The sequence below is a fragment of the Streptomyces siamensis genome, assembly GCF_039543605.1.
GTDB classification, from domain to species: domain Bacteria; phylum Actinomycetota; class Actinomycetes; order Streptomycetales; family Streptomycetaceae; genus Streptomyces; species Streptomyces siamensis.
Map to the genome: position 1 here is coordinate 52702 of NZ_BAABKB010000011.1, position 25397 is coordinate 78098.

The 25397-nt window shown below is 71.3% G+C and carries 20 protein-coding genes; 8 read left to right on the forward strand and 12 right to left on the reverse strand.

Translation table 11 applies throughout. From position 1 onward, the window contains the following. Positions 1-52: 52 nt before the first annotated feature. The 3 genes from ABEB03_RS18155 to ABEB03_RS18165 all read left to right on the forward strand — a co-directional run bounded on the left by ABEB03_RS18155 (position 53) and on the right by ABEB03_RS18165 (position 3105). Positions 53-1744, forward strand: coding sequence for a sodium:solute symporter family protein (locus tag ABEB03_RS18155; protein WP_345649684.1), 1692 nt, complete (start codon positions 53-55; stop codon positions 1742-1744). Positions 1745-1765: 21 nt separating this feature from the next. Next, positions 1766-2095 (forward strand): hypothetical protein, encoded by a 330-nt coding sequence (locus tag ABEB03_RS18160; protein WP_345649687.1) that lies wholly within the window; start codon positions 1766-1768, stop codon positions 2093-2095. 92 nt (positions 2096-2187) lie between these two features. Next, on the forward strand, positions 2188-3105 hold the full coding sequence (locus ABEB03_RS18165) for an NAD(P)-dependent oxidoreductase (protein WP_345649690.1): 918 nt from the start codon (positions 2188-2190) through the stop codon (positions 3103-3105). 10 nt (positions 3106-3115) lie between these two features. Here ABEB03_RS18165 and ABEB03_RS18170 read toward each other — a convergent pair whose 3' ends face one another. From ABEB03_RS18170 to rsmI, 10 genes are all read right to left on the reverse strand, one after another. After that, entirely contained in the window at positions 3116-3817 is a 702-nt protein-coding gene (locus ABEB03_RS18170) for a helix-turn-helix transcriptional regulator (RefSeq protein WP_095934883.1), read from the reverse strand. Between the two features lie 227 nt (positions 3818-4044). After that, positions 4045-5889, reverse strand: coding sequence for an outer membrane protein assembly factor BamB family protein (locus ABEB03_RS18175; RefSeq protein WP_345649696.1), 1845 nt, complete (start codon positions 5887-5889; stop codon positions 4045-4047). 70 nt (positions 5890-5959) lie between these two features. After that, on the reverse strand, positions 5960-7753 hold the full coding sequence (locus tag ABEB03_RS18180; RefSeq protein WP_345649698.1) for an outer membrane protein assembly factor BamB family protein: 1794 nt from the start codon (positions 7751-7753) through the stop codon (positions 5960-5962). Between the two features lie 251 nt (positions 7754-8004). Continuing rightward, positions 8005-9810 carry an ABC-F family ATP-binding cassette domain-containing protein gene (locus ABEB03_RS18185; RefSeq protein ID WP_345649701.1) on the reverse strand — a complete coding sequence of 602 codons (1806 nt, stop codon included), beginning with the start codon at positions 9808-9810 and terminating at the stop codon, positions 8005-8007. A 405-nt stretch (positions 9811-10215) separates the two neighbouring features. Continuing rightward, the gene (locus ABEB03_RS18190; RefSeq protein ID WP_345649704.1) at positions 10216-11115 is read right to left on the reverse strand and encodes a 4-(cytidine 5'-diphospho)-2-C-methyl-D-erythritol kinase; all 900 of its coding nucleotides are present in this window, start codon (positions 11113-11115) and stop codon (positions 10216-10218) included. Further along, positions 11112-12059 carry a 16S rRNA (adenine(1518)-N(6)/adenine(1519)-N(6))-dimethyltransferase RsmA gene (gene rsmA, locus ABEB03_RS18195; protein WP_345649709.1) on the reverse strand — a complete coding sequence of 316 codons (948 nt, stop codon included), beginning with the start codon at positions 12057-12059 and terminating at the stop codon, positions 11112-11114. The genes ABEB03_RS18190 and rsmA overlap by 4 nt, the downstream gene beginning before the upstream one ends. Positions 12060-12129: 70 nt before the next feature. Beyond that, positions 12130-13650, reverse strand: a complete 1521-nt coding sequence (locus ABEB03_RS18200) for a ubiquitin-like domain-containing protein (RefSeq protein WP_345649712.1) — start codon at positions 13648-13650, stop codon at positions 12130-12132. A gap of 147 nt (positions 13651-13797) precedes the next feature. Then, positions 13798-14679: a TatD family hydrolase gene (locus ABEB03_RS18205; RefSeq protein WP_345649715.1), complete on the reverse strand. Its 882-nt coding sequence runs from the start codon at positions 14677-14679 to the stop codon at positions 13798-13800. 46 nt (positions 14680-14725) lie between these two features. Next, complete coding sequence (locus ABEB03_RS18210; protein WP_345649718.1) at positions 14726-15157, reverse strand: hypothetical protein; 432 nt, start codon at positions 15155-15157, stop codon at positions 14726-14728. Positions 15158-15356: 199 nt separating this feature from the next. Further along, a complete protein-coding gene (rsmI, locus tag ABEB03_RS18215) occupies positions 15357-16214 on the reverse strand; it encodes a 16S rRNA (cytidine(1402)-2'-O)-methyltransferase (protein ID WP_345649721.1) in 858 nt (285 codons plus the stop codon). 227 nt (positions 16215-16441) lie between these two features. Between rsmI and ABEB03_RS18220 the strand changes: the two genes are divergently transcribed. Then, positions 16442-18181 carry a dolichyl-phosphate-mannose--protein mannosyltransferase gene (locus ABEB03_RS18220; RefSeq protein ID WP_345649725.1) on the forward strand — a complete coding sequence of 580 codons (1740 nt, stop codon included), beginning with the start codon at positions 16442-16444 and terminating at the stop codon, positions 18179-18181. Positions 18182-18373: 192 nt separating this feature from the next. On the opposite strand, the gene ABEB03_RS18225 is transcribed toward ABEB03_RS18220, so the two are convergent. Both ABEB03_RS18225 and ABEB03_RS18230 read right to left on the reverse strand, forming a co-directional pair. Then, positions 18374-19201: a hypothetical protein gene (locus tag ABEB03_RS18225; protein ID WP_345649728.1), complete on the reverse strand. Its 828-nt coding sequence runs from the start codon at positions 19199-19201 to the stop codon at positions 18374-18376. Positions 19202-19432: 231 nt separating this feature from the next. Continuing rightward, the gene (locus ABEB03_RS18230) at positions 19433-19930 is read right to left on the reverse strand and encodes a hypothetical protein (protein ID WP_345649731.1); all 498 of its coding nucleotides are present in this window, start codon (positions 19928-19930) and stop codon (positions 19433-19435) included. 329 nt (positions 19931-20259) lie between these two features. Here ABEB03_RS18230 and ABEB03_RS18235 point away from each other — a divergent pair, with 329 nt between their 5' ends. From ABEB03_RS18235 to ABEB03_RS18250, 4 genes are all read left to right on the forward strand, one after another. Next, positions 20260-20943: a DUF4389 domain-containing protein gene (locus ABEB03_RS18235; protein ID WP_345649734.1), complete on the forward strand. Its 684-nt coding sequence runs from the start codon at positions 20260-20262 to the stop codon at positions 20941-20943. A 227-nt stretch (positions 20944-21170) separates the two neighbouring features. Further along, positions 21171-22790 carry a penicillin-binding transpeptidase domain-containing protein gene (locus tag ABEB03_RS18240; RefSeq protein WP_345649736.1) on the forward strand — a complete coding sequence of 540 codons (1620 nt, stop codon included), beginning with the start codon at positions 21171-21173 and terminating at the stop codon, positions 22788-22790. 96 nt (positions 22791-22886) lie between these two features. Next, positions 22887-24554 carry a penicillin-binding transpeptidase domain-containing protein gene (locus tag ABEB03_RS18245; protein WP_345649738.1) on the forward strand — a complete coding sequence of 556 codons (1668 nt, stop codon included), beginning with the start codon at positions 22887-22889 and terminating at the stop codon, positions 24552-24554. A 44-nt stretch (positions 24555-24598) separates the two neighbouring features. Continuing rightward, entirely contained in the window at positions 24599-25390 is a 792-nt protein-coding gene (locus ABEB03_RS18250; protein ID WP_345649740.1) for a DUF4253 domain-containing protein, read from the forward strand. Positions 25391-25397 lie beyond the last annotated feature (7 nt).

Here is a 25397-nt window from a genome sequence, read left to right on the forward strand (position 1 = left end):
ACGGAGGCGTAGGTTCCGCTCAGGTTCAGTTCGCGCAACGAAGCGAGTACGCATGCAAACCCCCACACATACCCCCACAGAACTGGCGGCGGGGCTACGGCTCCCCACCAACGGGCTCGATTACGCGATCATGGCGATCTACTTCGCCGTGGTTCTCGGCATCGGCTTCGCCGCCCGCCGCTCGGTGAAGACGACCCTGGACTTCTTCCTGTCGGGCCGGTCACTGCCCGCCTGGATCACCGGCCTGGCCTTCATCTCGGCGAACCTGGCCGCCACCGAGATCCTCGGCATGGCCGCGAACAGCGCCCAGTACGGCGCCTACACCGTCCACTGGTACTGGATCGGCGCCATCCCCGCCATGGTCTTCCTCGGCCTGGTGATGATGCCCTTCTACTACGGCAGCAAGGTCCGCTCCGTCCCGGAGATGCTGCTGCTCCGCTTCGACAAGTCGGCCCACCTGCTGAGTTCGATCCTGTTCGCCTTCGCGGCCATCCTGATCGCCGGTGTGAACCTCTACGCCCTCGCGATCGTCGTCGAGGCACTCCTCGGCTGGCCGCAGTGGGTGGCCATCCTGGTCGCCGGCTTCTTCGTGCTCGCCTACATCACGCTCGGCGGACTGTCCTCGGCGATCTACAACGAGGTGCTCCAGTTCTTCGTGATCCTGGCGGCCCTCATCCCGATCGTCGTGCTCGGCCTGAAGAAGGTCGGCGGCTGGGACGGCCTGTCCGACTCCCTCTCCAAGACCCACGGCCACGACTTCGTCACCGCCTGGGGCGGCACCGGCATCGGCAGCGCCAACCCGCTCGGCGCCAACTGGCTGACCATCGTGCTCGGCCTCGGCTTCGTCCTGTCCTTCGGCTACTGGACCACCAACTTCGCCGAGGTGCAGCGCGCCCTGTCCGCGAAGAACCTCTCCGCCGCCCAGCGCACCCCGCTGATCGCCGCGTTCCCGAAGATCTTCATCGTCTTCCTGGTGATGATCCCGGGCCTGGTCGCCGCAGTCCTCGTGCCCAAGATCGGCACTCCCGGCTCCGACCTCCAGTACAACGACGCCATCCCCTACCTGATGCAGGAGCTGCTGCCCAACGGCGTGCTCGGCATCGCGGTGACCGGTCTGCTCGCCGCCTTCATGGCCGGCATGGCCGCCAACGTCTCGTCCTTCAACACGGTGTTCACCAACGACATCTGGGCGAAGTACGTGGTCCGGGGCCGCGAGGACGAGTACTACGTGCGCTTCGGCCGCCTCATCACCGCGATCGGCGTGGCCGCCTCGGTGGGCACGGCGTTCCTGGCGTCGTCGTTCTCGAACATCATGAGCTACCTCCAGACGCTCTTCTCCTTCTTCAACGTGCCGATGTTCGTCGTCTTCATCGTCGGCATGTTCTGGAAGCGCGCCTCCACCAAGTCCGGCTTCTGGGGCCTGCTCGCCGGCACCGTGACCGCGATGGTGAACTACTTCGTCCTCTACAAGCGCGGCATCATCGACATCCCCACCGACCAGGGCGCCAACTTCGTCTCCGCGATCGCGGGCTTCGTCGCCGGTGCGGTCGTCATGGTCGTCGTGTCGCTGTTCACCGCCCCGAAGCCGGAGGAGGAGCTCCAGGGCCTGGTCTACGGCACCCGCTCCCCCGGCATGGAGGAACCGCCCGCCCCCGGGGACGACGCCTGGTACCGCAAGCCGGCCCTGCTGGGCTGGGGCGCAGTGATCATCGCGGCAGCCTGCTACATCCCGTTCTCGTTCTGATCGCGGGAGGATTGAGAAACCATGACCGAGCATTCCGGACACTCCGGGTTCTCCGAGAAGGACGTCCAGCGGGAAGTCACCGAGCTGGAGGGCAAGTCCGCCACCGCCGCCCGCATCTTCGACCTGCGCCGCATCATCGGACTCCTGTTCGTGCTCTACGGCCTCATCGTCGGGATCACCGGCCTCACCGACTCCGACGCCGCCATCGAGAAGGCCCAGGGCGTCAACATCAACCTGTGGACCGGCCTGGGCATGCTGCTCCTCGGCCTGTTCTTCCTCGTCTGGCTGAAGCTGCGTCCGACGCCGCCGCCGACACCCCACGTCCTGCCCGAGGAGCAGGACAGCGAGTAGCGTCCGCGTACGGGGCTGGGGTTCTTCGGGACTCCGGCCCCGTACCGCTGTAGGCACCCCTGCCCCGTCCACCGAGAAGGAGCGCACCCCTCATGACCACGCCGAACGCCACCGACCGGCCCGCGAAGCTCACCGTGAGCGTCCTCGGCACCGGGATCATGGGAGCCGCGATGGCGCGCAGCCTCGCACGGGCCGGACACACCGTCCGGGCCTGGAACCGCAGCCGCGACAAGGCCGAGCCGCTGGCCACCGACGGCATCCACGTCGCCGGCACTCCCGCCGAGGCGGTCCGCGACGCCGAGGTCGTCCTCACCGTGCTGTACGACGGTGCCGCCGCCCTCGACGTCATGCGGCAGGCGGCGCCCGGCCTGCGCCCCGGCGCCGTCTGGGTGCAGTCGACGACCGCGGGCATCGAGTCCGTCCCCGAGCTGGCCGGCTTCGCCGACGAGCACGAACTGGTCTTCTTCGACGCGCCGGTCCTCGGGACCCGTCAGCCCGCCGAGGCGGGGCAGCTGACCGTGCTGGCGGCCGGCCCGTCCGGGAGCCGCGACACCGTGGCGCCGGTCTTCGACGCCGTCGGCTCACGCATCGTGTGGACCGGCGAGGACGGCGCGGCCGGCAGCGCGACGCGCCTCAAGCTCGTCGCCAACAGCTGGGTCCTCGCGGCCACCGCCGCCAGCGGCGAGGTCGTCGCCCTGGCGCAGGCCCTGGGCGTGGACCCGTACGGCTTCTTCGACCTGATCGCCGGTGGCCCGCTCGACATGGTCTATCTGCGCGCCAAGGCGGACCTGGTCCTGGAGGACCGGCTGACACCGGCGAGCTTCGCGGTCGCCACCGCCGAGAAGGACGCCCGTCTGATCGTCCGGGCAGGAGAGCACAACGGCGTCCGTCTCGACGTGGCCGCAGCGGCAGCGGAGCGCTTCGGCCGTGCCGCCGCCCAGGGCCACGCCGACGAGGACATGGCCGCCGCCTACTTCGCCAGCTTCGACGAACGGCGGCCCTCCGCGTAGGCCCCGGATCTCACAGGGGCTCCTCCGTCCCGCCGGGCGGGGCCGGCACCGGCCCCGCCCGGTCCAGCAGACCGGTGCGGGCGGCCAGCGCCGCCGCCTCCAGACGCGATCCCACACCCAGCTTCATCAGCACCCGCTGCACATGGGTGCGGGCCGTCGACGGGGCTATGCCCATCCCGGCCGCGATGAGCCGGGTGTCCTCGCCGTCCGCGACCCGCACGAGCACCTCCACCTCGCGCGGAGTGAGCATCTGGAGCAGCCGCTGCCCCTCGTCGTCCGGCTGGGCCGCCGGGTTGAGCAGTTCGCTGAAGGCGCCCTGGAGCAGTTGCGGGGCCACGGCCGCCTCACCCGCCCGCGCTTTCATGATCGCGCGCTCGACGCCCTCTATGCGTTCGTCGTGGCGTACGTAGCCCGACGCGCCCGCGGCGAACGCGGCCGCGATGCCCCGCGGATTCGGCACCGGGCCCAGGACGAGGACGGCCACCTGCGGCCGTTCCCGCTTGATCTTCACCACCGGGTCGAAGATCCCCGGCTCGGCCGGTGCGGCCGTGCCGAGCAGGCACACCTCGGGTGCCCGTGTGATCACCAGCTCCGCCGCCCCCGCGGCGGGCGCCGCCGCGGCGAGCACCCGGTGCCCGCGCAGCTTCAAGGCCGAGGCCAACGCCTCGGCGAGCAATCGGTGGTCGTCGACCACCATGAGCCGCACTCCCATCAGGCAACCCCCCAGTCCCCCCAAGCATCCCCACTGGTTCCCCGTGGATTAGGAGCCCCCCGGCTCTCCATCCCCCGGAAGCTACACGCTTGTTCGACGTTGCGCTTCCCCTACTGGAGAGATGTGCCCCGGAATATCGAAATCTCTCCCATTCGGGAGTGATGAGGGGTACGTGTGCGGCCCCGCCCCTGAGCAGGGACGGGGCCGCACGGCGGGGACCGGCTCGGCTACTGCGCGCCGAAGGCGACCACCAGGAACTCCTTGTCGTCCGCGGAGGACGGCTTGTGGGCGTAGACCTGCGACATGTACAGGCGGCCGTCGCGGTAGATGAACTCGGCGTACTCCGGGAGCATGCTGGACTCCGCGTCGCGGACCGATTCGCTCGCCGGGTTCTCCAGGAGCTTGGTCTCCTTGAAGGAGGTTCCGTCGAAGGAGACGACCTGCCCGCCCTTGTCGTACGGCGGACGCTTGTAGGCGAGGAGGTTGGTCCCGTCCATGCGCAGCGGGGTGATGGTGTAGCCGTCACCGGCGTCACCGCGCTGACCGGTCTGCTTGCCGGTGGAGAGGTCGAAGGCGACGATCTCGTTGGTGCGGCTGTACTCCCCGGTGCCGTCGTGCTCCTCGGTCGGGATGTAGAGCTTGTCGTTGCCGACGGCGAGGCCGGAGCAGTACTCGATCCGACTGATGCCGTCGCAGCGGGCCGCGTACGTCTTGCCCGGCGCGGAGATCTTCGTGCGCAGCTTGCCGGTCTTGTTGTCGATGGAGAAGAAGTCCGAGATGCCGCTGCCGTCACCGGCGGAGTCACCGACGTCGGCGGCGACGACCAGCGGGTCGGTGGAGACGACGCTCGCGTACTCGATGCCGGGCGACATCTTGTACTCCGAGAGCACCTTCCCGGACTTCGGGTCGATGGTCTGGATGTGCAGCTGGCGGGTGCTGCCGTACTCGCCGCACTTGCGGACCGCGACCAGCTTCTCGCCACCGCCGTAGCCGGAGTCGTAGCAGCTGTCGGTCGGCTTGGGCGCCCACAGCGCCTTTCCGGTGGAGATGTCGAAGGCACCGCCGCCGCTGGTGCTGCCCGCGGCGACCGTGTTCCCGCTCACGGTGACGTTGTCGATGTTGACCAGCTGGTCACCGGACTTGAGTGTCTTGGTCCACAGCTTCTTGCCGGCGTCGAGGTCGAGGGCGGCGAGCTGGCTGCAGCCGTGCGACGGGTCCTCCTTGGTCGGCATGGCGGGCTCGTAGGTGATCGCCGTGCGGTTGGCCTCGGTGGCGTGGCGGCTGGCCTGGCACACCGGGCCGGGCAGCTTGATCGTCCACACCTTGGCGCCGCTCTTGGGGTCGTAGCCGTCGACCTCGGCGTTGCCGGTCTTGACGTACACCTTGTCGGTGAGCCAGGAGCCGACGGTGGTGACGCTGCTGTCGTTCTTGACGGCGGGCGCGGGCACCTGGAACAGCAGCTCGGCGCTGGTGTCGGAGGGGACCTTCTCCTTGCCGCCGGTGGAACCGCCGGACGTGCCGTCGCCCTTGTCGCCCTTGCCGCCCTTGCCGCCGCCGGAAGTGCTCGCGGTGTTCTTGTCGTCCTTGCCGGAGGACGACGCGTACCAGACACCGCCGCCGACGATCAGCGCGACCGCGACCACGGCCGCCACGATGATGACCAGCTGGCTGTTGACCTTCCGGCCGCCACCGCCCTGCGGGGCCTGCGGCTGCATCGGCATGGTCTGCGGCTGCGGGTAGCCGTACGGGGCCTGCTGGCCCGGGGCGCCGTACTGCGGCTGCTGTCCGGGGTAGCCGTAACCGGGCTGGGCCGGGGGCGGCGTCTGCGGATAGCCGTACGGCTGCTGCGGCGCGGCCGGCGGGGCCGTCTGCGGCGGCGGGGGCGTCTGCGGGTAGCCGTAGCCGGGGCCCTGCGCGGGCGGCGGGGGCGTCGGGGCGCCGAAGCCGCCGGGGGGCGGGTCCTGAGGCGCCCCGAAACCGCCGGGGGGCGGGTCCTGGGGTGCGCCGAAACCGCCCTGCGGGGGCTCGTTCGAAGGGGGCTGGTTCGGCGGCGGGGGCGGCGGCTGGCTCATGACGTGTGTACCTCGGATGCGAAGGGGACGAAGGAGTGGGGGGCCCGGACGGGTGGGAGCGGTGGCCGGCTCACTTGCCGTACGCCAGCATCAACTTCTCCTTCGCGTCGTCCTGGCCCGTCAGCCGGGTGGTGGAGATGTAGAAACGCCCGTCGACGTAGTCGACCGCCTTCGAGAAGAAGCCGTTCTCGATGTCCGCGGTGCCCTGCGGGTTCTGCAGCAGCGTGGTGGGCCGGTGGCCGGTCCCGGTCGTGGGGATCGAGACGATCTTTCCGCCGCCGTCGTACGACGGCTCGACGTACGCGATGAGGTCGGTGCCCTCCATCCTCATGGGCAGCATCGTCTCGTCCGCCGGGGACTTGACGCGCCACTTCTCCTTGCCTGTCTCCAGGCTGAACGCGACGACCTCGTTGGCGCCGGTCTTCGCCTCGGTGGGCAGGTAGAGGGTGTTGGCGTCGGCGGCGGTGCCGAAGCAGCCCGTCAGATCGCGGTCGAGGACGGCGTATCCGCACTCGGGCGCGAAGGAGTCCTTGCTCTCCAGCTGCGAGCGCAGGCCGCCGTTGTTCTTCAGCGCGGTGACGTTGACCCGCTTCTTGTCGTCGTTGGTCATGTAGAGGACGACGGGGGCGACGGAGTAGGCGCGTTCGACCGTCCAGCCCTTGGGGATCTTCGTGGTCCACTTGGCCTTGCCGGTGGCCGGGTCCAGCTCCTGCACCTCGTCGTGCTTGTTGTCGCTGCCGACCGAGCAGGACGAGACGGCCACGAGCTTGGCGCCGCCCGCGAAGCCGGCCGGGTAGCAGCCCGTGCCGTACTTCTTCTTCTCCCAGAGCTTCTTGCCGCTGCCGACGTCGTAGGCCACGCCGGACATGGAGCGGCCGACCATCAGCGTGTCGCCGGTGATGGACAGTTCCACCGAGATGGTGCTGTCGAAGAGTTCGCCGTCGGGGACCTTGCCGCTCCAGCCCTTGGCACCGGTGTTCAGGTCGATCTGCTGGAGCTGGTTGCACTTGGCGCTGCTGCCGGGGCCGCTCATGTACGCGATGACGGCCTTGTCGTCGGACGTCTTCTGGGGGGTGACCGCGCAGATCTTCTGCGGCATGGTCAGCGCGTCCCAAGTGGGCTTGCCGTCGGTGACGTTGAAGGCGAAGACCTGCTTGTACGCGGCCTTCACCGCCGCCTTGTCGGTGACCCACAGTCCGGGGGCGTCGGCACCGGAACCGGGCGCGTCGGGCGCCGACTTGTACCAGAGCACCTTGGCCTCGCCCGGCTTGCGGCCCTCGTTGAGGTTCTCGGAGTCCTCGCCGCCGTCGCCGCTGCCGTCCCCGGGGTTGACCGGGTCGTCGGAGACGGTGGGCTTCGGGCTGTGACTCTTGTCGGCGACGGGCTTCTTGCCGTCGTCACCGCCGTCGGCGCTGACGGCCCAGACGGTGCCGCCGACGACGAGCAGCGCGGCCACCGCGGCGCCGATGACGACGGCGGGCCTGCCCTTGAAGGGGTTCTTGGAGCCGCCGCCGGGCGGCGGGGTGCCGGGCGCGCCCGGGTACTGCGCCTGGGGCGGGTATCCGTAACCGGGCTGCTGCGGCTGCCCGTAGGGGCCGGGCTGGGTGTACGGCCCGGGCTGCTGCGGCTGCCCGTACGGTCCCGGCTGGCTGTAGGGGCCGGGCTGCTGCGGGTATCCGTAGCCGGGCTGCGGAGCACCGGCCGGCGGAGTCGGTGCGGACGCGGGCGGCTGCGCGGGCGGCGGAGGCGTACCGAAGCCGCCCTGTGCGCGTGGGTCCTGCGGAGCGCCGAAACCGCCCTGCGGCGGCGGATCCTGTGGTGCTCCGAAACCGCCCTGCGGCGGCTGACCAGGCGGCTGACTCATCAGCGCTTCCCCCTCTTCACTGATGTGGCGCCCCACCGGCGGCGCTGGATTTCCGCTCTGTCCCGGTGGATCTCAGAGTGTTCTCAGACGGCCCTTTCTATCACTCTGTCGCGTACACGCAGGGGGCTGGTCCGGCCCCTGTTCCCAAGGGAGAACCGGCCTGTGATGCCGTCGTTACGCGCCTTCACGCGCTCTTCACGCCGGGCGCGCGCCGCCGCCGCACAGCACGGCGGCGCTCCGCACGCCCCCGGTCACGCGTCCTCGGCGAGCTCCAGCCAGCGCAGTTCCAGATCCTCGCGCTCCCCCGCCAACTCGCGCAGTTCGGCGTCGAGTTTGGCCACCTTCCCGAAGTCGGTGGCGTTGTCGGCGATCTGGGCGTGCAGCTTGGTCTCCCGCTCGGAGATCTTGTCCAGCTGCCGCTCGATCCTCTGGAGTTCCTTCTTCGCGGCGCGGGCGTCGGCGGCGGACGCCGTCTTCGCGGGCGCGGGCGCGGCGGCGAGCACGGCGGCGGCCGCGGCCTCCTCCATCGTGCGGCGGCGTTCCAAGTACTCGTCGATGCCACGGGGCAGCATGCGCAGGGTGCCGTCGCCGAGCAGCGCGAACACGTTGTCCGTCGTGCGCTCGATGAAGAACCGGTCGTGGGAGATCACGACCATCGAGCCGGGCCACCCGTCGAGCAGGTCCTCCAGCTGGGTGAGGGTCTCGATGTCGAGGTCGTTGGTGGGCTCGTCGAGGAACAGGACGTTGGGCTCGTCCATCAGCAGTCGCAACAGCTGGAGCCGACGCCGCTCACCACCGCTCAGGTCGGCGACCGGCGTCCACTGCTTCTCCTTGTTGAAGCCGAACGTCTCGCACAGCTGACCCGCCGTCATCTCGCGCCCCTTGCCGAGGTCGACGCGGTCGCGCACCTGCTGCACGGCCTGCAGGACGCGCCAGTTCGGGTCGAGTTCGGCGACCTCCTGGGAGAGGTAGGCGAGCTTCACGGTCTTGCCGGTGACGATCCGGCCGGCCGCGGGCTGACGCTCCCCGTCGCTGCGGGCGGCTTCGGCCAGCGCGCGCAGCAGCGAGGTCTTGCCGGCGCCGTTCACGCCGACCAGGCCGATCCGGTCGCCGGGGCCGAGCTGCCAGGTCAGGTGCTTGAGCAGCACCTTGGGCCCGGCCTGCACGGTCACGTCCTCCAGGTCGAAGACGGTCTTGCCGAGCCGGGAGCCGGCGAACTTCATCAGCTCGCTCTTGTCGCGCGGCGGCGGCACGTCGGCGATCAGCTCGTTCGCGGCCTCGACGCGGAAGCGGGGCTTGGAGGTGCGGGCGGGGGCACCGCGGCGCAGCCAGGCGAGCTCCTTGCGCACCAGGTTCTGCCGCTTGACCTCCTCGGTGGCGGCGATGCGCTCGCGCTCGGCGCGGGCGAAGACGTAGTCGGAGTATCCGCCCTCGTACTCGTACACCGCGCCGCGCTGCACGTCCCACATGCGGGTGCAGACCTGGTCGAGGAACCAGCGGTCGTGGGTCACGCACACCAGCGCCGAGCGGCGCTCGCGCAGGTGCCGGGCGAGCCAGGCGATGCCCTCGACGTCGAGGTGGTTGGTCGGCTCGTCGAGGATGATCAGGTCCTGCTCCTCGATGAGCAGCTTGGCCAGCGCGATGCGCCGGCGCTCGCCACCGGACAGCGGGCCGATGACCGTGTCCAGGCCCTGCGGGAAGCCGGGCAGGTCCAGTCCGCCGAACAGGCCCGTCAGCACGTCCCTGATCTTGGCGTTGCCCGCCCACTCGTGGTCCGCCATGTCCCGGATGACCTCGTGGCGCACGGTGGCCGCGGGGTCGAGGGAGTCGTGCTGCGTCAGGACGCCGATGTGCAGGCCGCCGGAGTGCGTGACGCGTCCGCTGTCGGCCTCCTCCAGCTTGGCGAGCATCCGGATGAGGGTGGTCTTGCCGTCGCCGTTGCGTCCGACGACACCGATCCGATCGCCCTCGCTGACGCCGAGGGAGACTCCGTCGAGCAGTGCACGGGTGCCGTACACCTTGCTGACGGACTCGACATTGACCAGGTTGACGGCCATTTCTCTCCTGCCAAGGGGGACGATCGACCCTCAAGGGTAGTCCGCGCGGCGAAGGGGCCGAGCCAGGGCTTGTCCCGTCCCCGTCGCGCTGCGCGTTCCCGGGACGCGGGGCCGCCGCCCCCTTCGCTCCGAGCACGCGCCGAGCACACACGCCCCCGCGTCGCCGGCGGGAGCGCCGCCAGGGGCGCGAGGAACTGCGCGAGCAACCCACGACAAGCCGCACCCGCCCAGAACCAACCGCCCACAGACGCACCCGCGGCTCCGCAGAAGCTGAGCGCGCAGTGCCCCGCACCCCTGACGGGACGCACCCGGACCCCGGTCACCGAGCGGAGCGCACCTCCGCACCTGGCCCCGGCGGGTGGGGGCCGTCCCCGGACACCGGGCGGTGTCCGGGAGAGCGGCGCTCTACAGGACCGTCGCGCCCGGGGCCGGGCTCTCGGTGGTACGCACCGAGCGGCAGGTGCCGGAGGCGCGCAGGGCCTCGGCGACCGCGCCCGCCGACTCCGCGTCCGCCGCGAGGAACGCGGTCGTCGGACCGGACCCGGAGACGAGCGCGGCGAGCGCGCCGGCCGCCCGGCCCGCGGCGAGGGTGTCGGCGAGCTCCGGGAAGAGCGAGAGGGCGGCCGGCTGGAGGTCGTTGGAGACGGCGCGCGCGAGGGCCCCGGCGTCCCCCTTCGCGAGGGCGTCCAGCAGCTCCTGCGAGGCGACCGGCTCGGGCACCCGCAGCCCCTCGTTCATCCGGTCGAACTCCCGGAACACCGCGGGCGTGGACAGGCCGCGCGCGGCCATCGCGAAGACCCAGTGGAACGTCCCGCCGACCTCCAGGGCCCGCAGCTGCTCGCCCCGGCCGACGCCGAGCGCCGCCCCGCCCACCAGGCTGAACGGCACGTCGCTGCCCAGGTCGGCGCAGATGCCGAGGAGTTCGTCGCGTGAGGCGTCGGTGCCCCACAGCGCGTCGCAGGCGACCAGGGCGCCCGCGCCGTCCGCGCTGCCGCCCGCCATGCCGCCGGCGACGGGGATGTCCTTGGCGATGTGGATGTGGACCGCCGGGTCGATGCCGTGGCGGCGGCCGAGCTCGATGGCGGCACGGGCCGCCAGGTTCGTGCGGTCCAGGGGCACCTCGGCGGCGTCCGGACCCGCGCAGGTGATGCGCAGCTCGTCCGCCGGGGTGACCGTCACCTCGTCGTACAGGCCGACCGCGAGGAAGACGTTCGCCAGGTCGTGGAAGCCGTCGGGGCGGGCGCCACCGACCGCGAGCTGGACGTTGACCTTGGCAGGGACGCGTACCGTCACCGTCTGCGTCACGACTGGGCCGACTCCTCGTTCTCGGTGGTCTCGGTGTTCTCGGTGGTCTCGGTGTTCTCGGTGGTCTCGGTGCCGGTGCCGGGGGCGGCACGGTGCTCGGCGATACGGGCGAACTCCTCCACGGTCAGCGACTCCCCGCGGGCCTGCGGCGAGACACCGGCGGCGACCAGCGCGGCCTCGGCCGCCGCCGCGGAGCCGGCCCAGCCGGCGAGGGCTGCCCGCAGGGTCTTGCGGCGCTGCGCGAACGCGGCGTCCACCACGGCGAACACCTCGCGCCTGGAGGCCGAGGTCTTGAGGGGCTCGGCGCGCCGGGTGAGCGCGACCAGTCCGCTGTCGACGTTGGGCGCGGGCCAGAAGACGTTGCGGCCGATGGACCCGGCCCGCTTCACCTCGGCGTACCAGTTCGCCTTGACGGACGGGACGCCGTACACCTTCGAGCCGGGCCCGGCCGCGAGCCGGTCGGCGACCTCCGCCTGGACCATCACGAGGGTGCGCTCGATGGTCGGGAAGGTCTCCAGCATGTGCAGCAGGACGGGCACGGCGACGTTGTACGGGAGGTTGGCGACCAACGCCGTGGGGGGCGGGCCGGGCAGCTCCCGGACGTCCATCGCGTCGGAGTGGACCAGCGCGAACCGGTCCGCGCGCTCCGGCATGCGGGCCGCGACGGTCGAGGGCAGCGCCCCCGCCAGCACGTCGTCGATCTCGACGGCGACGACCCGGTCGGCGGCCTCCAGCAGGGCGAGCGTCAGTGAGCCGAGGCCGGGTCCCACCTCCACGACGACGTCGTCGTCGCGCACCTCGGCGGTGCGGACGATCCGGCGCACTGTGTTCGCGTCGATCACGAAGTTCTGGCCGCGCTGTTTGGTGGGGCGTACGCCGAGGGCTCCCGCGAGTTCGCGGATGTCGGCGGGGCCGAGGAGGGCGTCGGGGGTGGGGCTGGTCACGGACCAAGCGTACGGGGGCGGCGGGCCCCGCCGTTTTCACGCCCCCGCCGTGGGGCCGCGGGCCGGGCGCTCACCCGTGCAGCCGGGCCCCGCAGTGCGGCCAGGGACTGGCTCCCCGCCGCACGTACAGCTTCTTCGCCCGGAAGGTCTGCTCGGTGGCGGGAGCGTCCTGGGGACGGCCCTTGCCGCCGAGGGCGTGCCAGGTGCGGTTGTCGAACTGGTAGAGCCCGCCGTAGGTGCCGGAGGGGTCGACCGCGTGCGGCCGGCCGCCGGACTCGCAGGCCGCGAGGGCGGCCCAGTCCAGGTCGTCGGCGCCGCCGACGGACATCGGGAGCGGCTTCGTGCCGACCTTCACCAGCTGCACCCGCGGCTCGCGCACCGTCTCGGCCCCGATGCGGCGCGGCCGCTCCCGGACGCCGTTGACGGTCCGCAGGGCGTAGGTGACCCGGCGCGCCCCGGGCCGCCCGGCCTGCTCGACGACCTCGGTGCCCTTGAACAGCGAGGGGTCCTGGGTCCGCCGCACCCCGTACGGGATGGCCTCCTCGCGGACCTCCCGGCTGCCGGTGATCCGCATGACGGTGACCGTCTGGCCGTCGCGCGGGAAGCTGCCGGGCGGCGCGGAGGTCGTGTCCTGCCCGTGCAGGGTGATGCCGGCCTCCTCGACGGCCTCCCGGACGCTCGCCGCGTTCGTGCGGATGGTCCGTGCCCGGCCGTCCGCCATGATCGTCACCGTGCGCTCGGTGCGGACGGCGAGGTCGAGGCCCGTGCGTCCGATGGTCCGGGACCGCGACGCCGACAGGTACGCGCCCTCGGCGCGCACCCCCAGCTGTCTGAGCGCCCCCTCCACGGTGGGTTCGGTCGTCCACACCCGGCGCCGCTGCCCGTCGAGGGTGAGCTCCACGGGACGCCCGTAGTGGACGGCGACCTCGTCGCCGCTGGCGAGCGGTGTGCCCGGGGCGGGCGCCACCACGTCGTGCGAGCCCACCCGCACGCCCTCCTCGGCGAGCAGCTCGGTGACGTCGTCCGCGAAGGTGTGCAGGGTGCGCGACTTCCCGTCGACGGTGAGTTCGATCGCCTTGTCGCTGGCGACGAACGCCGAGGTGCCTCCGGCCAGGAACGCGACGACGAGTGCCTGCGGGAGCAGCCGCCGGAGCGGGTCGGGGCGCTCGGCGGTCCGCTTGCGCCGGGCCGCGCGCCGCACCTCGGCCCGCCCGCCGGGCCGCGGCTCCCCCACGGCTGCCGTCGGCCGGCCGGCGCCCGCGTCCGGTTCCTGCCGGGGCAGCAGGGGCTCGGTCGGCGCCTCATGCCGGGACAGCAGAGGCTCCGTCGGCGCCTCATGCCGGGACAGCAGGGGCTCCGTCGGCGCTTCATGCCGGGGCACCCGGGGCGACTCGTACGCGGGCCGGTAGGTGTCCGGGAAGGCGGGGCGGTACGGCCCCTCGCTCCCCTGCGGCGCCGCGGGCTCCGGGTACGGCGGTGTCTCGTCGTCGTACGGCGGCGCGTACGGCGGCGTCTCGTCCGGGTGCGGCGCTCCCGTCGCATCGGTGGTGACACCAGTCGTTCCATACGTCTCGTACTGCGAGCTGCTCACGACGACACGCTCCAGGTTCCGGAATGGGCGACCAGAACCTAGCGGAGCGGTCGTCACTCTCCCAAGCAACGCGACTACGCTGTGTCGCGACACTCCCCCGCGAATGACCCGCGCGTGACCAGGGAGAACCCCGGGAACCGTTATCCGTCAGTAATCGAACGCGCGCGCAGTGTTGGCGGAGATCGAGGTCGCCAGCGCGTCCTCGTCGATACCGCGCACCTCGGCCATGGCACGCACCGTGACCGGAATGAGATACGGCGCGTTGGGCCGTCCGCGGTACGGCGCGGGCGTCAGGAAGGGCGCGTCGGTCTCGACGAGCACGAGCTCCAGGGGCGCCACCGCCAGCGCGTCGCGCAGCGGCTGGGCGTTCTTGAAGGTCATGTTGCCGGCGAAGGACATGAAGTAGCCGGCGCCGGCGCAGATCGCGGCCATGTCCGCGTCGCCCGAGTAGCAGTGGAAGACGGTCCGCTCGGGCGCGCCCTCCTCCTTGAGGATGCGCAGCACATCGGCGTGGGCGTCGCGGTCGTGGATGACGAGGGCCTTGCCGTGCCGCTTGGCGATCTCGATGTGGGCACGGAAGGAGCGCTCCTGCGCGGCCTTGCCCTCGGGGCCCGTGCGGAAGTAGTCCAGCCCGGTCTCGCCGACGCCCTTGACCTGCGGCAGTGCCGCGAGGCGGTCGATCTCGGCGAGCGCCTCGTCCAGCGCGGCCTCGCCGCCCGGGCGCCGTGCGCCCTGCCGGGACCAGCCGTCGGGGTCGCCGTGCACGATACGCGGCGCTTCGTTGGGGTGCAGGGCGACCGTCGCGTGGACGGCGGCGTACGCGGCGGCCGTCTCGGCGGCCCAGCGCGACCCCTTCACGTCACAGCCGACCTGGACGACCGTCGCCACTCCGACCGACGCGGCCTTGGCGAGACCCTCCTCGACCGTGCCGGACTGCATGTCGAGATGGGTGTGCGAGTCGGCGACGGGCACCCGCAGGGGCTCGGGGAGCGGGGGTGCGGCGTTCTTGTCGGAGGCGGAGGAAGGCATGCCCCGATCCTACGAAAGGGGCATGCCGGCCCTCACCCGAGGAAGGTCATCCCGCCTTGCGGTGCTGGAACGGGTGCAGCAGGTCCGAGAGGTGCCAGTGGTGCGGCTCCTTCGGCTCCGCCGGGGCCGCGCCGTCGCCGCCCTGCTCCCGCGGTGCCTGCTCGGGCTGCCGGGGCACCGCGCGGTGCGGGTGCGCGGCGTGCATGGAGTTCAGAGCGGAGGACACCTGACCGGCGCGCATGATGCGCACCACATGGCTGTCGCAGTTGAGGCAGGTGGGCCGGCTGAGCGGCGACGGCACGACGTGCCCGTTCGCCACGTACATCACGAACTCACTGCCCTCGGCGTCGAGGTGGTGCTCTATCTCGTACGACTGCTCCCAGCCGTGCCCGCAGCGCATGCAGGCGAAGGAGTACGACTCATGGACGACGGCGGTCGCCGCGCTGCGATGCCCGGTCTGTCCTGCGATCTCACTCATGCCAGCTCCTGTTGTCCGCTGGACGAGCGCCCCCGGTGAACGGGGGCGAGGGACGGGTGCGTCCCTTCAACCAGTGGACGCTTTCGCGCACGCGAACGCATCAGGCCTGTCGACTGTTGGATCCGTTTTGGCCGTTCCTTGTCGGAAAGGTCCCGCCACCCGGCCTGGGCTTTGCCTTGCGGCACAGCCCTTTGCCCTTCTATGGGGCGCTTCGTTCGGCATTCTTTGCCGCGACGACGGCATCGAAGACCTCACGTTTGGGAATACCTGCTTCCGCGGCCACCGCCGCGATGGCCTCCTTGCGCCGCTCCCCCGCCTCCTCACGCACCCGCACCCTGCGCACCAGCTCGGCGGCGTCCAGCTCCTCGGCCCCCTTCTGCGCGGCGCCCTCGACGACGACGGTGATCTCCCCGCGCACGCCCTCGACGGCCCAGGCCGCGAGCTCGCCCAGCGGACCCCGCTTGACCTCCTCGTACGTCTTCGTCAGCTCCCGGCAGACGGCGGCGCGCCGCTCCGTCCCGAACACCTCGGCCATCGCGGCGAGCGTGTCGTCGAGCCGGTGCGGGGCCTCGAAGTAGACGAGGGTGCGGCGCTCGTCGACGACCTCGCGCAGCCGCGACAGGCGCTCGCCCGCCTTGCGCGGCAGGAAGCCCTCGAAGCAGAAGCGGTCCACGGGCAGCCCCGACAGCGCCAGCGCCGTGAGCACGGCGGAGGGGCCGGGTACGGCGGTGACCTTGATGTCCTTCTCCACGGCGGCGGCGACCAGCCGGTAGCCGGGGTCCGACACGGACGGCATGCCGGCGTCGGTCACCAGCAGCACCCGCGCTCCGCCGGCCAGCGCCTCGACCAGCTCCGGTGTGCGGGCCGCCTCGTTCCCCTCGAAGTAGGACACGACGCGTCCGGAGGGCTGCACGCCCAGCGCCTGGGTGAGCCGGCGCAGCCGGCGGGTGTCCTCGGCGGCGACCACGTCGGCCCCGGCCAGTTCCGCGGCGAGTCGCGGCGGCGCGTCCTCGATGTCGCCGATGGGGGTGCCTGCCAACACAAGGATTCCTGTCACGGCTCCATCCTCGCAGGGCCCGGGGGTGTCGGTCGCCGCCCGCCCTGCCGCCGCCCCGCCCGGAGATCCGCGCGGGCACCCGCCCGGGATTCCGCCCGCACGCCCGCCCGGAATCCGGCTCGGGCGTGCGGTCGGAACCGGGCTCTCGTGCCCGCCCGGACAGCGGCTTCCACCCATTTACGGCCGGTGCACGGGACTCCCACAGACCTGTTCCCTACGATGGCGCGGTGACCAGTACCGCGTCCTCCACGGACACCCGGCAGGGGCAGGCCACCGACGCGCAGTGGCCGTCGTGGCAGCTGCGGCTGCGCCGCTTCGGCTACACGGCGCCGCCCAGAAGCGATGTGCGCGACCGGCTCGTACCGCCGTACTCCGAGCCCAGCCCTCGTATCTGGGCCACGCTCGGGCTGCGCCACGAGGTCGCGGAGCGCATCACGCGCTGGTCCGGCTGGGGCGGCCCGCTGCTGGTGACCCTGATGGCCGGGCTGATGCGGTTCTGGCACCTGGGCAGCCCGAAGGCGGTGATATTCGACGAGACGTACTACGCCAAGGACGCCTGGGCGCTCATCCACCGCGGCTACGAGGTCAACTGGGCCAAGGACGCCAACGACCTGATCCTCCAGGGCAACGGCCATGTGACCGTCCCGAGCGACGCCGCGTACGTCGTGCATCCGCCCGTCGGAAAGTACGTCATCGGGCTCGGCGAGTGGATGTTCGGGTTCAACCCCTTCGGCTGGCGGTTCATGACGGCGCTGCTCGGCACGCTGTCGGTGCTGCTGCTGTGCCGGATCGGGCGACGGCTGTTCCGCTCGACCTTCCTCGGCTGCCTCGCGGGCGCGCTGATGGCGGTGGACGGCCTGCACTTCGTGATGAGCCGCACCTCGCTGCTCGACGGCGTGCTCATGTTCTTCGTGCTGGCCGCCTTCGGCTGCCTGGTCGTCGACCGCGACCACGCACGCGCCCGGCTCGCGGCCGCACTGCCCGCCGACGGGGACGGGGTGGTGCGCCCCGACGCCCACATCGCCGAGACGACCCGCCTCGGCCGGCGCCCCTGGCGCTGGGGCGCGGGCCTGATGCTGGGCCTGGCCATCGGCACCAAGTGGAACGGCCTCTACATCCTCGCCGCGTTCTGCGTCATGGCGGTCCTGTGGGACGCGGCCTCGCGCCGGGTGGCGGGCGCCCGCCACCCCTACCTCGCGGCGCTCCGGCACGACACCGGCATCACGTTCCTCGCGACGGTCCCGGTCGCGCTGGCCGTCTACCTCACCTCCTGGCTCGGCTGGATCCTGTCCCCGGACAACGGCAGGGGCGGCTACTTCCGCAACTGGGCGGTGACCGACGGCAGGGGCGGTCACTGGACCTGGCTGCCCGACTGGCTGCGCAGCCTGTGGCACTACGAGCACGAGGTCTACAAGTTCCACGTCGGGCTGTCCTCGCCGCACACCTACCAGTCGAACCCGTGGAGCTGGCTCGTCCTCGGCCGCCCGGTCTCGTACTTCTACGAGTCCCCGCTGCCCGGCAAGGACGGCTGCCCCGCCGACGCGGGCGACAAGTGCGCCCGCGAGGTGCTGGCGCTGGGCACCCCGCTCCTGTGGTGGGCGGCCTGCCTCGCGGTCCTCTACGTGCTGTGGCGCTGGGCGTTCCGCCGCGACTGGCGGGCGGGCGCGATCGCCTGCGGCATCGCGGCCGGCTATCTGCCCTGGTTCATGTACCAGGAACGCACGATCTTCTTCTTCTACGCCGTCGTCTTCGTGCCGTTCCTCTGCCTGGCCGTCGCCATGCTGATCGGCGCGATCCTCGGCCCACCCGGCTGCGGAGAACGCCGCCGCGTGATCGGCGCGGCCGGCGCCGGCGTCCTGGTCCTCCTGATCGCCTGGAACTTCATCTACTTCTGGCCCCTGTACACCGGCACCTCGATCCCCATAGACGACTGGAGATCGCGGATGTGGCTGGACACCTGGGTCTAGCCGGGCGGACACACCAAGAGGGCGCGGCCGGTGGCCGCGCCCTCTTGGCCGTTGTCGGCCGGTGGCTGTCGTGGTTGATCGCCGTCGCACGGCCGAGCCGACCGCAGTGGCGGATCGCGGGCTACGCGACCGGACGGGGGTCACGCACGCCAGGGCCAAGGACGGGAAGATCCCGACCCGGCACCCGGGGCATCAGCGCACGTCGACGTAGTCGGCCGTGCTGGTGGCGACGCCGGTCGTCGAGTTGCCGTAGTACACCCAGCGGTAGTAGCCGTCGACCGAGGCGGTGACCGTGGTCTTCAGACCCCCGGTGCTGCTGGTGGTGCCCTTCTTGACCGTCTTGTACGTGTCGGCGCCCTTGGCGCGGAACTGGAGGCTGACCGTACGGCCGCTGTAGGCGTCGTACTTCTTCGTGGCCCAGTTCGCCCGGGTGACCTTGCCGGTGACGGTGATCGACTTGCCCTTGGTGACCGGCTCCGGCGAGGCGTCGGTGGTCGCCTTGGCCGCGCGCTTCAACTGAACGGTCGTGGACCGCGTCTCCCGCTCCCCGGCCTTGAGGCCGCCATCGGCCTTGAACAGCTTCAGCGAGACTCCGACCTTCCAGGTCGTGGCGTCGCTGTTGGAGTCGACGTGATCCTGACTCGGGTGCGGGTCGATGTAGAGGTTGCCCTCGCAGCGAGCGTGCTTGGCGTCGCTCTCGTAGCAGGTGTAGCCGCCCGGCCCGATGAAGTTCTCCCCGGTGTCGGCGGCCGTCTGCATGCTGCCGCGATACAGGAAGGGGTACGCGTCGTAGCGGAAAGGGTCGGCGGTGCTGTACCCGGAAGGCAGCGCGATGTCGAAGCTGATGGGCGGCTCCACCACCTTCGTCGTGCCCACGACGATCGGCTTGCCGTTGTTGATGACGATGTCCGACACAGTGATGCCTGTGTCCGCTGCCTGAGCCGTCGGCGCGTTCAGCACCGAGAGCCCCAGCGCCCCCACGAACGTGGCCACCGCCACGGTTCGTCTGCCTGTCTTCATTCACACCTCTTCAGGAGGATGCCGTTACAAGAGGCGGCAGCCTATCCGGCGAGTTCATGACGTCTGTCCAGCGACCAGCCGGCTCACCACCCCGCAGCACATCCCTCCCCGAACGAACCGGGCACCGACCACGCCGGGCACCCTCGACGCGGATCCGACCGACCGGCAGGACCCCGCCGCGCGAGGCCGGCCTCCGTCGGCCGGCCTCGCGCGGCGCACGGGCGGTCCCGGCTAGTCGAGCGTCACGACCAGGCCTCCGGTCCGTGCCTGCTCGTTCGTGATCCGGTGCTTCCCGTGCCAGCCGACCTGCACCGAGTACGACGCCGATCCGCCCGGCACCCCGCGCACCGCGATCGGGAAGACACACCTCGAGGAGCTGTCGTAGGCGCCACTTCCCAGCGACCCGGTCGCGACGACCCGGCCTGCCGAGTCGTAGACGGTCACCAGTGCGCCCTTGTCGATGTCGCTCAACTCGTGACTCCCCAAGCAGGACCCCGTGGCTCCGGGGTTGCCCTTGATGCGCGCCTGTCCCACCAGCGTGAACGGCCGGCCGCCGTCGGACCCGGACAGATTCCATGCCAGCGCGACGGCACCCGAACCGACCACGAGCCCGGCGACCGCCGACGCCACCACGGCGCCCCGGAACCGACGCCCCCGTGGGGGCCCGGGCCGTGACGGCGCCGAGGCAGGCGGCGGAGCGACCTCGTCGTCGACTGATTCATCAGACATGTGCGCAGCATGGCATCGAGCGGCACCGCCCTACATCACAGTCGCATCACAGCCACCACCGGCCGAGTGCCGGGAGCCGCAAGCGAGTTGGGGCCGCCGCCGATCGCCGGCCAGGTTGCGGTCGCGCGGCCACCGGTGCGTCGCCGTCCGTCAAGTCACGGGTTCTCCTGCCACGCGATCACGGGGCATGACGGGCTTCGCACAGCGGGCGCTAATGGGTCATACGGCTCATACGGAGCAAGTGGCCCGCCCGCACCGTCCGGCACAGTCACGGCGACGCGGTGCACGGGACGCGTTCCCCCCTCCCCCGCACGAAAGGCGGTGGCGTCATGCCTCCCGCTTCCCCCCACCCTCTGCGCGTCGAAGCGACGCTGGACCCCCGGCTCACCCGATGGATGTGGCTGGTGAAGTGGCTCCTCGCCGTCCCGCACTACGTCGTCCTGTTCTTCCTGCAGATCGCGTTCCTGCTGGTGAGCGTCGTCGCGTTCTTCAGCATCCTCATCACCGCGCGCTATCCCCGGCCGCTCTTCGACTTCAACGTCGGGGTCATACGCTGGAAGACGCGCGTCGACTACTACGCCTCCGTGGTGCTCGGCACCGACGAGTACCCACCGTTCACACTCAAGGACGTACCCGGCTACCCGGTCCACGTCGACGTCGCCTATCCCGCGCGGCTCTCACGCGGGCTGGTCCTGGTCAAGTGGCTGCTGGCCATCCCGCAGTTCCTGTTGATCGCGGTCATGGTCGGCGGCGGCCTGACCACCTACCGGTACCTGCAGGACTACGGCCCCCTCTCCTTCGGAGTCATCGGCCTGCTCTCCCTGATCGCGGTGGCGATCCTGGCGTTCACCGGGACCTACCCGCGCGGCCTGTTCGATCTCCTCATGGGCCTGGTGCGCTGGATACTGCGCGTGCTCGTCTACGTGTTCCTCATGACCGACGAGTACCCGCCGTTCCGGCTGGACACGGGCGGGCACGAACCCTCCCCGGCGATGCAGCCGGCCGGCGGCTGACGGTCCTTCTCTCACCCCCGGCGCTCCGACCCGGTGCGAGGGCGCGGCGATCCGCCGCGCCCTCGCACTGTTCGCACAGACCCATGAATGAACAACGTTCAAGAGTGTGGCCCGCTGACCGGTTCGGCCCTGTTTCTGATCTCTCTTCGGACAACATCTGGAAACTCCGGTCACAGCTGTCACTGCCCGGGCCTACAGTGCGAAGGCTTACGGGGAGGGGCGGCGGGATGCGCAGAGGGGCGAAGGCTGTCGTCATCGGCAGCGTGTTCACGGTGATGGTGGGGGGCGCCGGGTACGGCGCGTACAACCTGGTGACCGCGGTCAGCGGGGACGGGGGCACGGCCGGACCGGCAGCCGTGAAGACCGGTCCGCCGAGCGGCGCGGAGGTCAAGGAGACCAGCCGGGCCTTCTTCACGGCCTGGGAGAAGGGCGACGCGGCCAAGGCGGCGCAGTACACCAACTACGCGACGGCGGCCGAGCCGTTGCTGGCCTCCTACAGCGCCGAGGCCCATCTCACGAAGGTACGGATCACACCGGGCACGCCGTCCGGCACGACCGTGCCGTTCTCGGTCAGCGCGAGGGTGTCGTACGAGGGGAAGAGCAAGCCCTTCTCGTACGACTCCGAACTGAGCGTCGTGCGGGGCGAGACGACGGGGAAGGCGCTGGTCGGCTGGAAGCCGTCCGTCGTGCACCCCGACCTGAAGGACGGGGACACGCTGGTCACGGGCGAGTCGGCGAGCCCGGCGATCGAGGCCGTGGACCGGAACAACGTTGTCCTGACGAAGGAGAAGTACCCCTCTCTGGGGCCGATCCTGGACGCTTTGCGCGACAAGTACGGCGACACGGCGGGTGGTTCGCCCGGGATCGAGCTGGCCGTCCGACACGGCGACCAGAGCCCGGACACCCCGCTGGTGGTGCTCGCGAAGGGGCGCGCGGGCAAGGTCCGCACCACGCTCAGCGCGAACGCGCAGGCCGCCGCGGAGAAGGCCGTCCGCCGGTACGACGAGTCGTCGGTGGTGGCCGTGAAGCCGAGCACCGGCGAGGTCCTCGCGGTCGCCAACCACCGCGAGGACGGCTTCAACGCGGCCTTCCTCGGCAAGCTCGCCCCCGGCTCCACCATGAAGATCATCAGCGCCGCCATGTTCATCGACCGCGGTGTCACGACGGCGACCGGGCCCGCGCCCTGCCCGTCCGAGGCCGTGTGGCAGAGCCAGACCTTCCACAATCTGACGAACATGAAGCCCAACGAGAACGCCACCCTGTCCGAGTCGTTCGCGCGCTCGTGCAACACGGCGTTCGTGAAGTACGCGGACGACCTCAAGGTCGACTGGCTCACGAACGAGGCGCAGCAGAGCTTCGGTCTCGGCCAGAACAACTGGAAGACCGGGATCCCGTCCTTCGACGGTTCCGTCCCCGCCTCCGGGGGCCCGGACACGGCCGCCAACCTGATCGGCCAGGGCCAGGTCCAGATGTCGCCGCTGAACATGGCGTCGGTGACGGCCACCGCCATGACCGGCGTCTTCCGACAGCCGGTCATCGTGCCGCGCGCCCTCGACGACCGTGAGCTGGCCACGGCAAAGGGCCTGTCCGCGGGCACGGTCGCCCAGTTGCGGGCCATGATGAACCGCACCGCGATCAGTGGCACGGCCGCCCAGGTGATGGCCGGCCTCGGCCCGAACTACGGCGCCAAGACCGGTTCCGCCGAGGTCGACGGCCAGGCGAAGTCGAACAGCTGGTTCACCGGCTACCGCAACGACGTCGCGGCGGCCGCCATGACCCAGGAAGGCGGTCACGGGGGCGACGCCGCCGGTCCGATCGTCGCAGCTGTGCTACGAACCGGTGGCTGAAGTCACCCGTGACGTGGCGGGACCCTAGGGTGGTGCTCATCGTTGGAAACATGAGGCCACGGGGGCACCAGGGTATTCAGCGGAGGACGAGTAGCTGTGGGCAAGAGAAGACGCGTCGCCGAGCGGCGGAAGACGAAGCAGCCCGCCGTGCTCGGCGGGGCGATCGCCGTCGTCGCGATCGGCGGGGCGTTCGGCGTCTACAGCCTGTACGGCGGAGCGGCGGCGGACGAGGGATCGAACGCCACCACCCGCAAGGCCGTGAAGACGGGCCCGCTGTCCGCGGCCGAGGTGCACAAGGCCTCGACGGCCTTCCTCACCGCCTGGCAGAGCGGCGACGTCGCGAAGGCCGCCGCGGCCACCGACGACTCGGCCTCCGCGGCCACCACGCTGACCGGCTACGCCGAAGAGGCGCACATCACCGGTGTGACCCTGACCGGCGGCACGCGGTCGGGCGCCGCCGTCCCGTTCTCCGTCAAGGCCACCGTCACCTACAAGGGCAAGAGCAAGCCCCTCGCGTACGAGTCGAAGCTGACGATCGTGCGGCGCGCGAAGGACGGCGTCCCGCTGGTCGGCTGGGCGTCGTCCGTCGTCCACCCGGACCTCCAGGACGGCGACCGGCTCGTCACCGGCGAGTCGGGCACACCCCCGGTCAGGGCCCTCGACCGTGAGGGCAAGGAACTGACCGCCGCGAAGTACCCCTCGCTGGGCACCGTCCTCGACGGACTGCGTGAGAAGTACGGCAAGACGGCCGGCGGCAAGGCGGGCATCGAGCTGCGCGTGGTCCGCAAGGCCGCGAAGAAGGGCACGCAGAAGACCCCCGACAAGACCCTGCTGACGCTGAGCGAGGGCACGCCGGGCACCGTGGAGACGACACTCAGCCCGGCCCTCCAGTCGGCCGCCGAGCGTCAGGTGGCCGCCAAGGAGAAGGCGTCGGTGGTCGTGATGCGCCCGTCGACGGGTGAGATCCTCGCCGTCGCGAACACGAGTCACGGCTTCAACACCGCCTTCCAGGGCTCCCTCGCGCCCGGCTCCACGATGAAGGTCATCACGGCGTCGCTGCTGTTCGACAAGGGGCTCGCCTCCGCCGACAAGCCGCACCCGTGCCCCAAGACCGCGACGTACGGCGGCTGGAAGTTCCACAACGACGACGACTTCGAGATCAAGAACGGCACGTTCAAGACGAGCTTCGCCCGGTCCTGCAACACGGCCTTCATCACCCAGGCGAAGGAGCTGGAGAACGACGACCTGACGAAGCAGGCCCAGCAGGTCTTCGGGATCGGCCTGAACAACTGGTCCATCGGTGTGCCGTCCTTCGACGGCGCCGTCCCGGTGCAGAGCGCCGCGCAGATGGCGGCGGAGCTGATGGGCCAGGGCGGCGTCCGCATGAACCCGCTGAACATGGCCTCGGTCGCCTCGACCGTCAAGGCCGGCACCTTCCACCAGCCCTACCTGGTCGCCCCGTCGGTGGACCACCGCACACTGGCCAAGGCGAGCCGCACCATGTCCGCCTCGACCCTCTCGCAGCTGCGCGAGGTCATGCAGTTCACGGCGGCGTACGGCACGGCCGCGGAGGCGATGTCCGGCCTCGGCCCGGACTACGGCGCCAAGACCGGCTCCGCCGAGGTCGACAACCAGAAGAAGCCGAACGGCTGGTTCACCGCGTGGAAGGGCGATCTCGCGGCGGCGGGCGTCGTGCAGCAGGGCGGGCACGGCGGCGACACGGCCGGACCGATCGTGGCGGCCCTGCTCAAGAGCGGAAGCTAGACCGCCCGAAGAGCGCTGTCAGTGGCCGGCCCTACGCTCCGGGCATGACGTTCCCGCTCCCCGACGGACTGCCCGCCGGCCGCCTGATAGGCACCCCGGACGGCACCCCGGTCATGTGGTGCTCCGAGAGACCCCCGGCCGACCCGCATGCGGCCTGGACCGGCCACCAGCGGCAGCAGGCCGCGACCGGTCTGCTGCCGGTCCTCTGCTACTCCGACGTCCGCCCGGCCCCCTTCGACCCCGCGGAGGTCGACGCCTTCGACCTCGAAGGCGAACTGGCCAGGAGCTGGGCCGAGTACCGGCGGCGCAGGTTCGCCGTGCCCGACGGGCCGCCGGAGCCGTTCGACTGCCCCGAGGACGTCGAGCCGTGGGAGGACGACCCCGGCCCGCCCTTCGAGCAGTGGCCCGGACTCGCCTCGGCCACTCTCCCCGGCAGCGGCGTCGACCCCGACGAGGCCGCCCGGGCCGCCTTCGCACACCTCGTGGACGACGACCCGTACGCGCTGACCGAAGCCCGCCTCGGTCTCGTCGCCGCGGAGCGGAGCGCCGACATCCCCGCGCTCCTCGACTGGTACGGCGGCGCTCCGAAGACCCTGCTGTGCGCCCTGCTGCGCAGCTGGGAGGACCGCTTCGGGGCCCGTGTCCTCACCCTGGTGGGGGCGACGCTGTACGTGTCCGTGGCGAGCCCGCCGCGCACCGTGGAACAGGCCGAACGCGTCGCCCTCGAACACCTCCTGACCACGGCCGACAACATCGTGGACGATCCGCCGACGCCGTTCCCGCGGTACGCGCGGTCCCTCGTCGGCGCCCCGCTGTGGCGCTTCTGGTGGGACTAGGACCGAC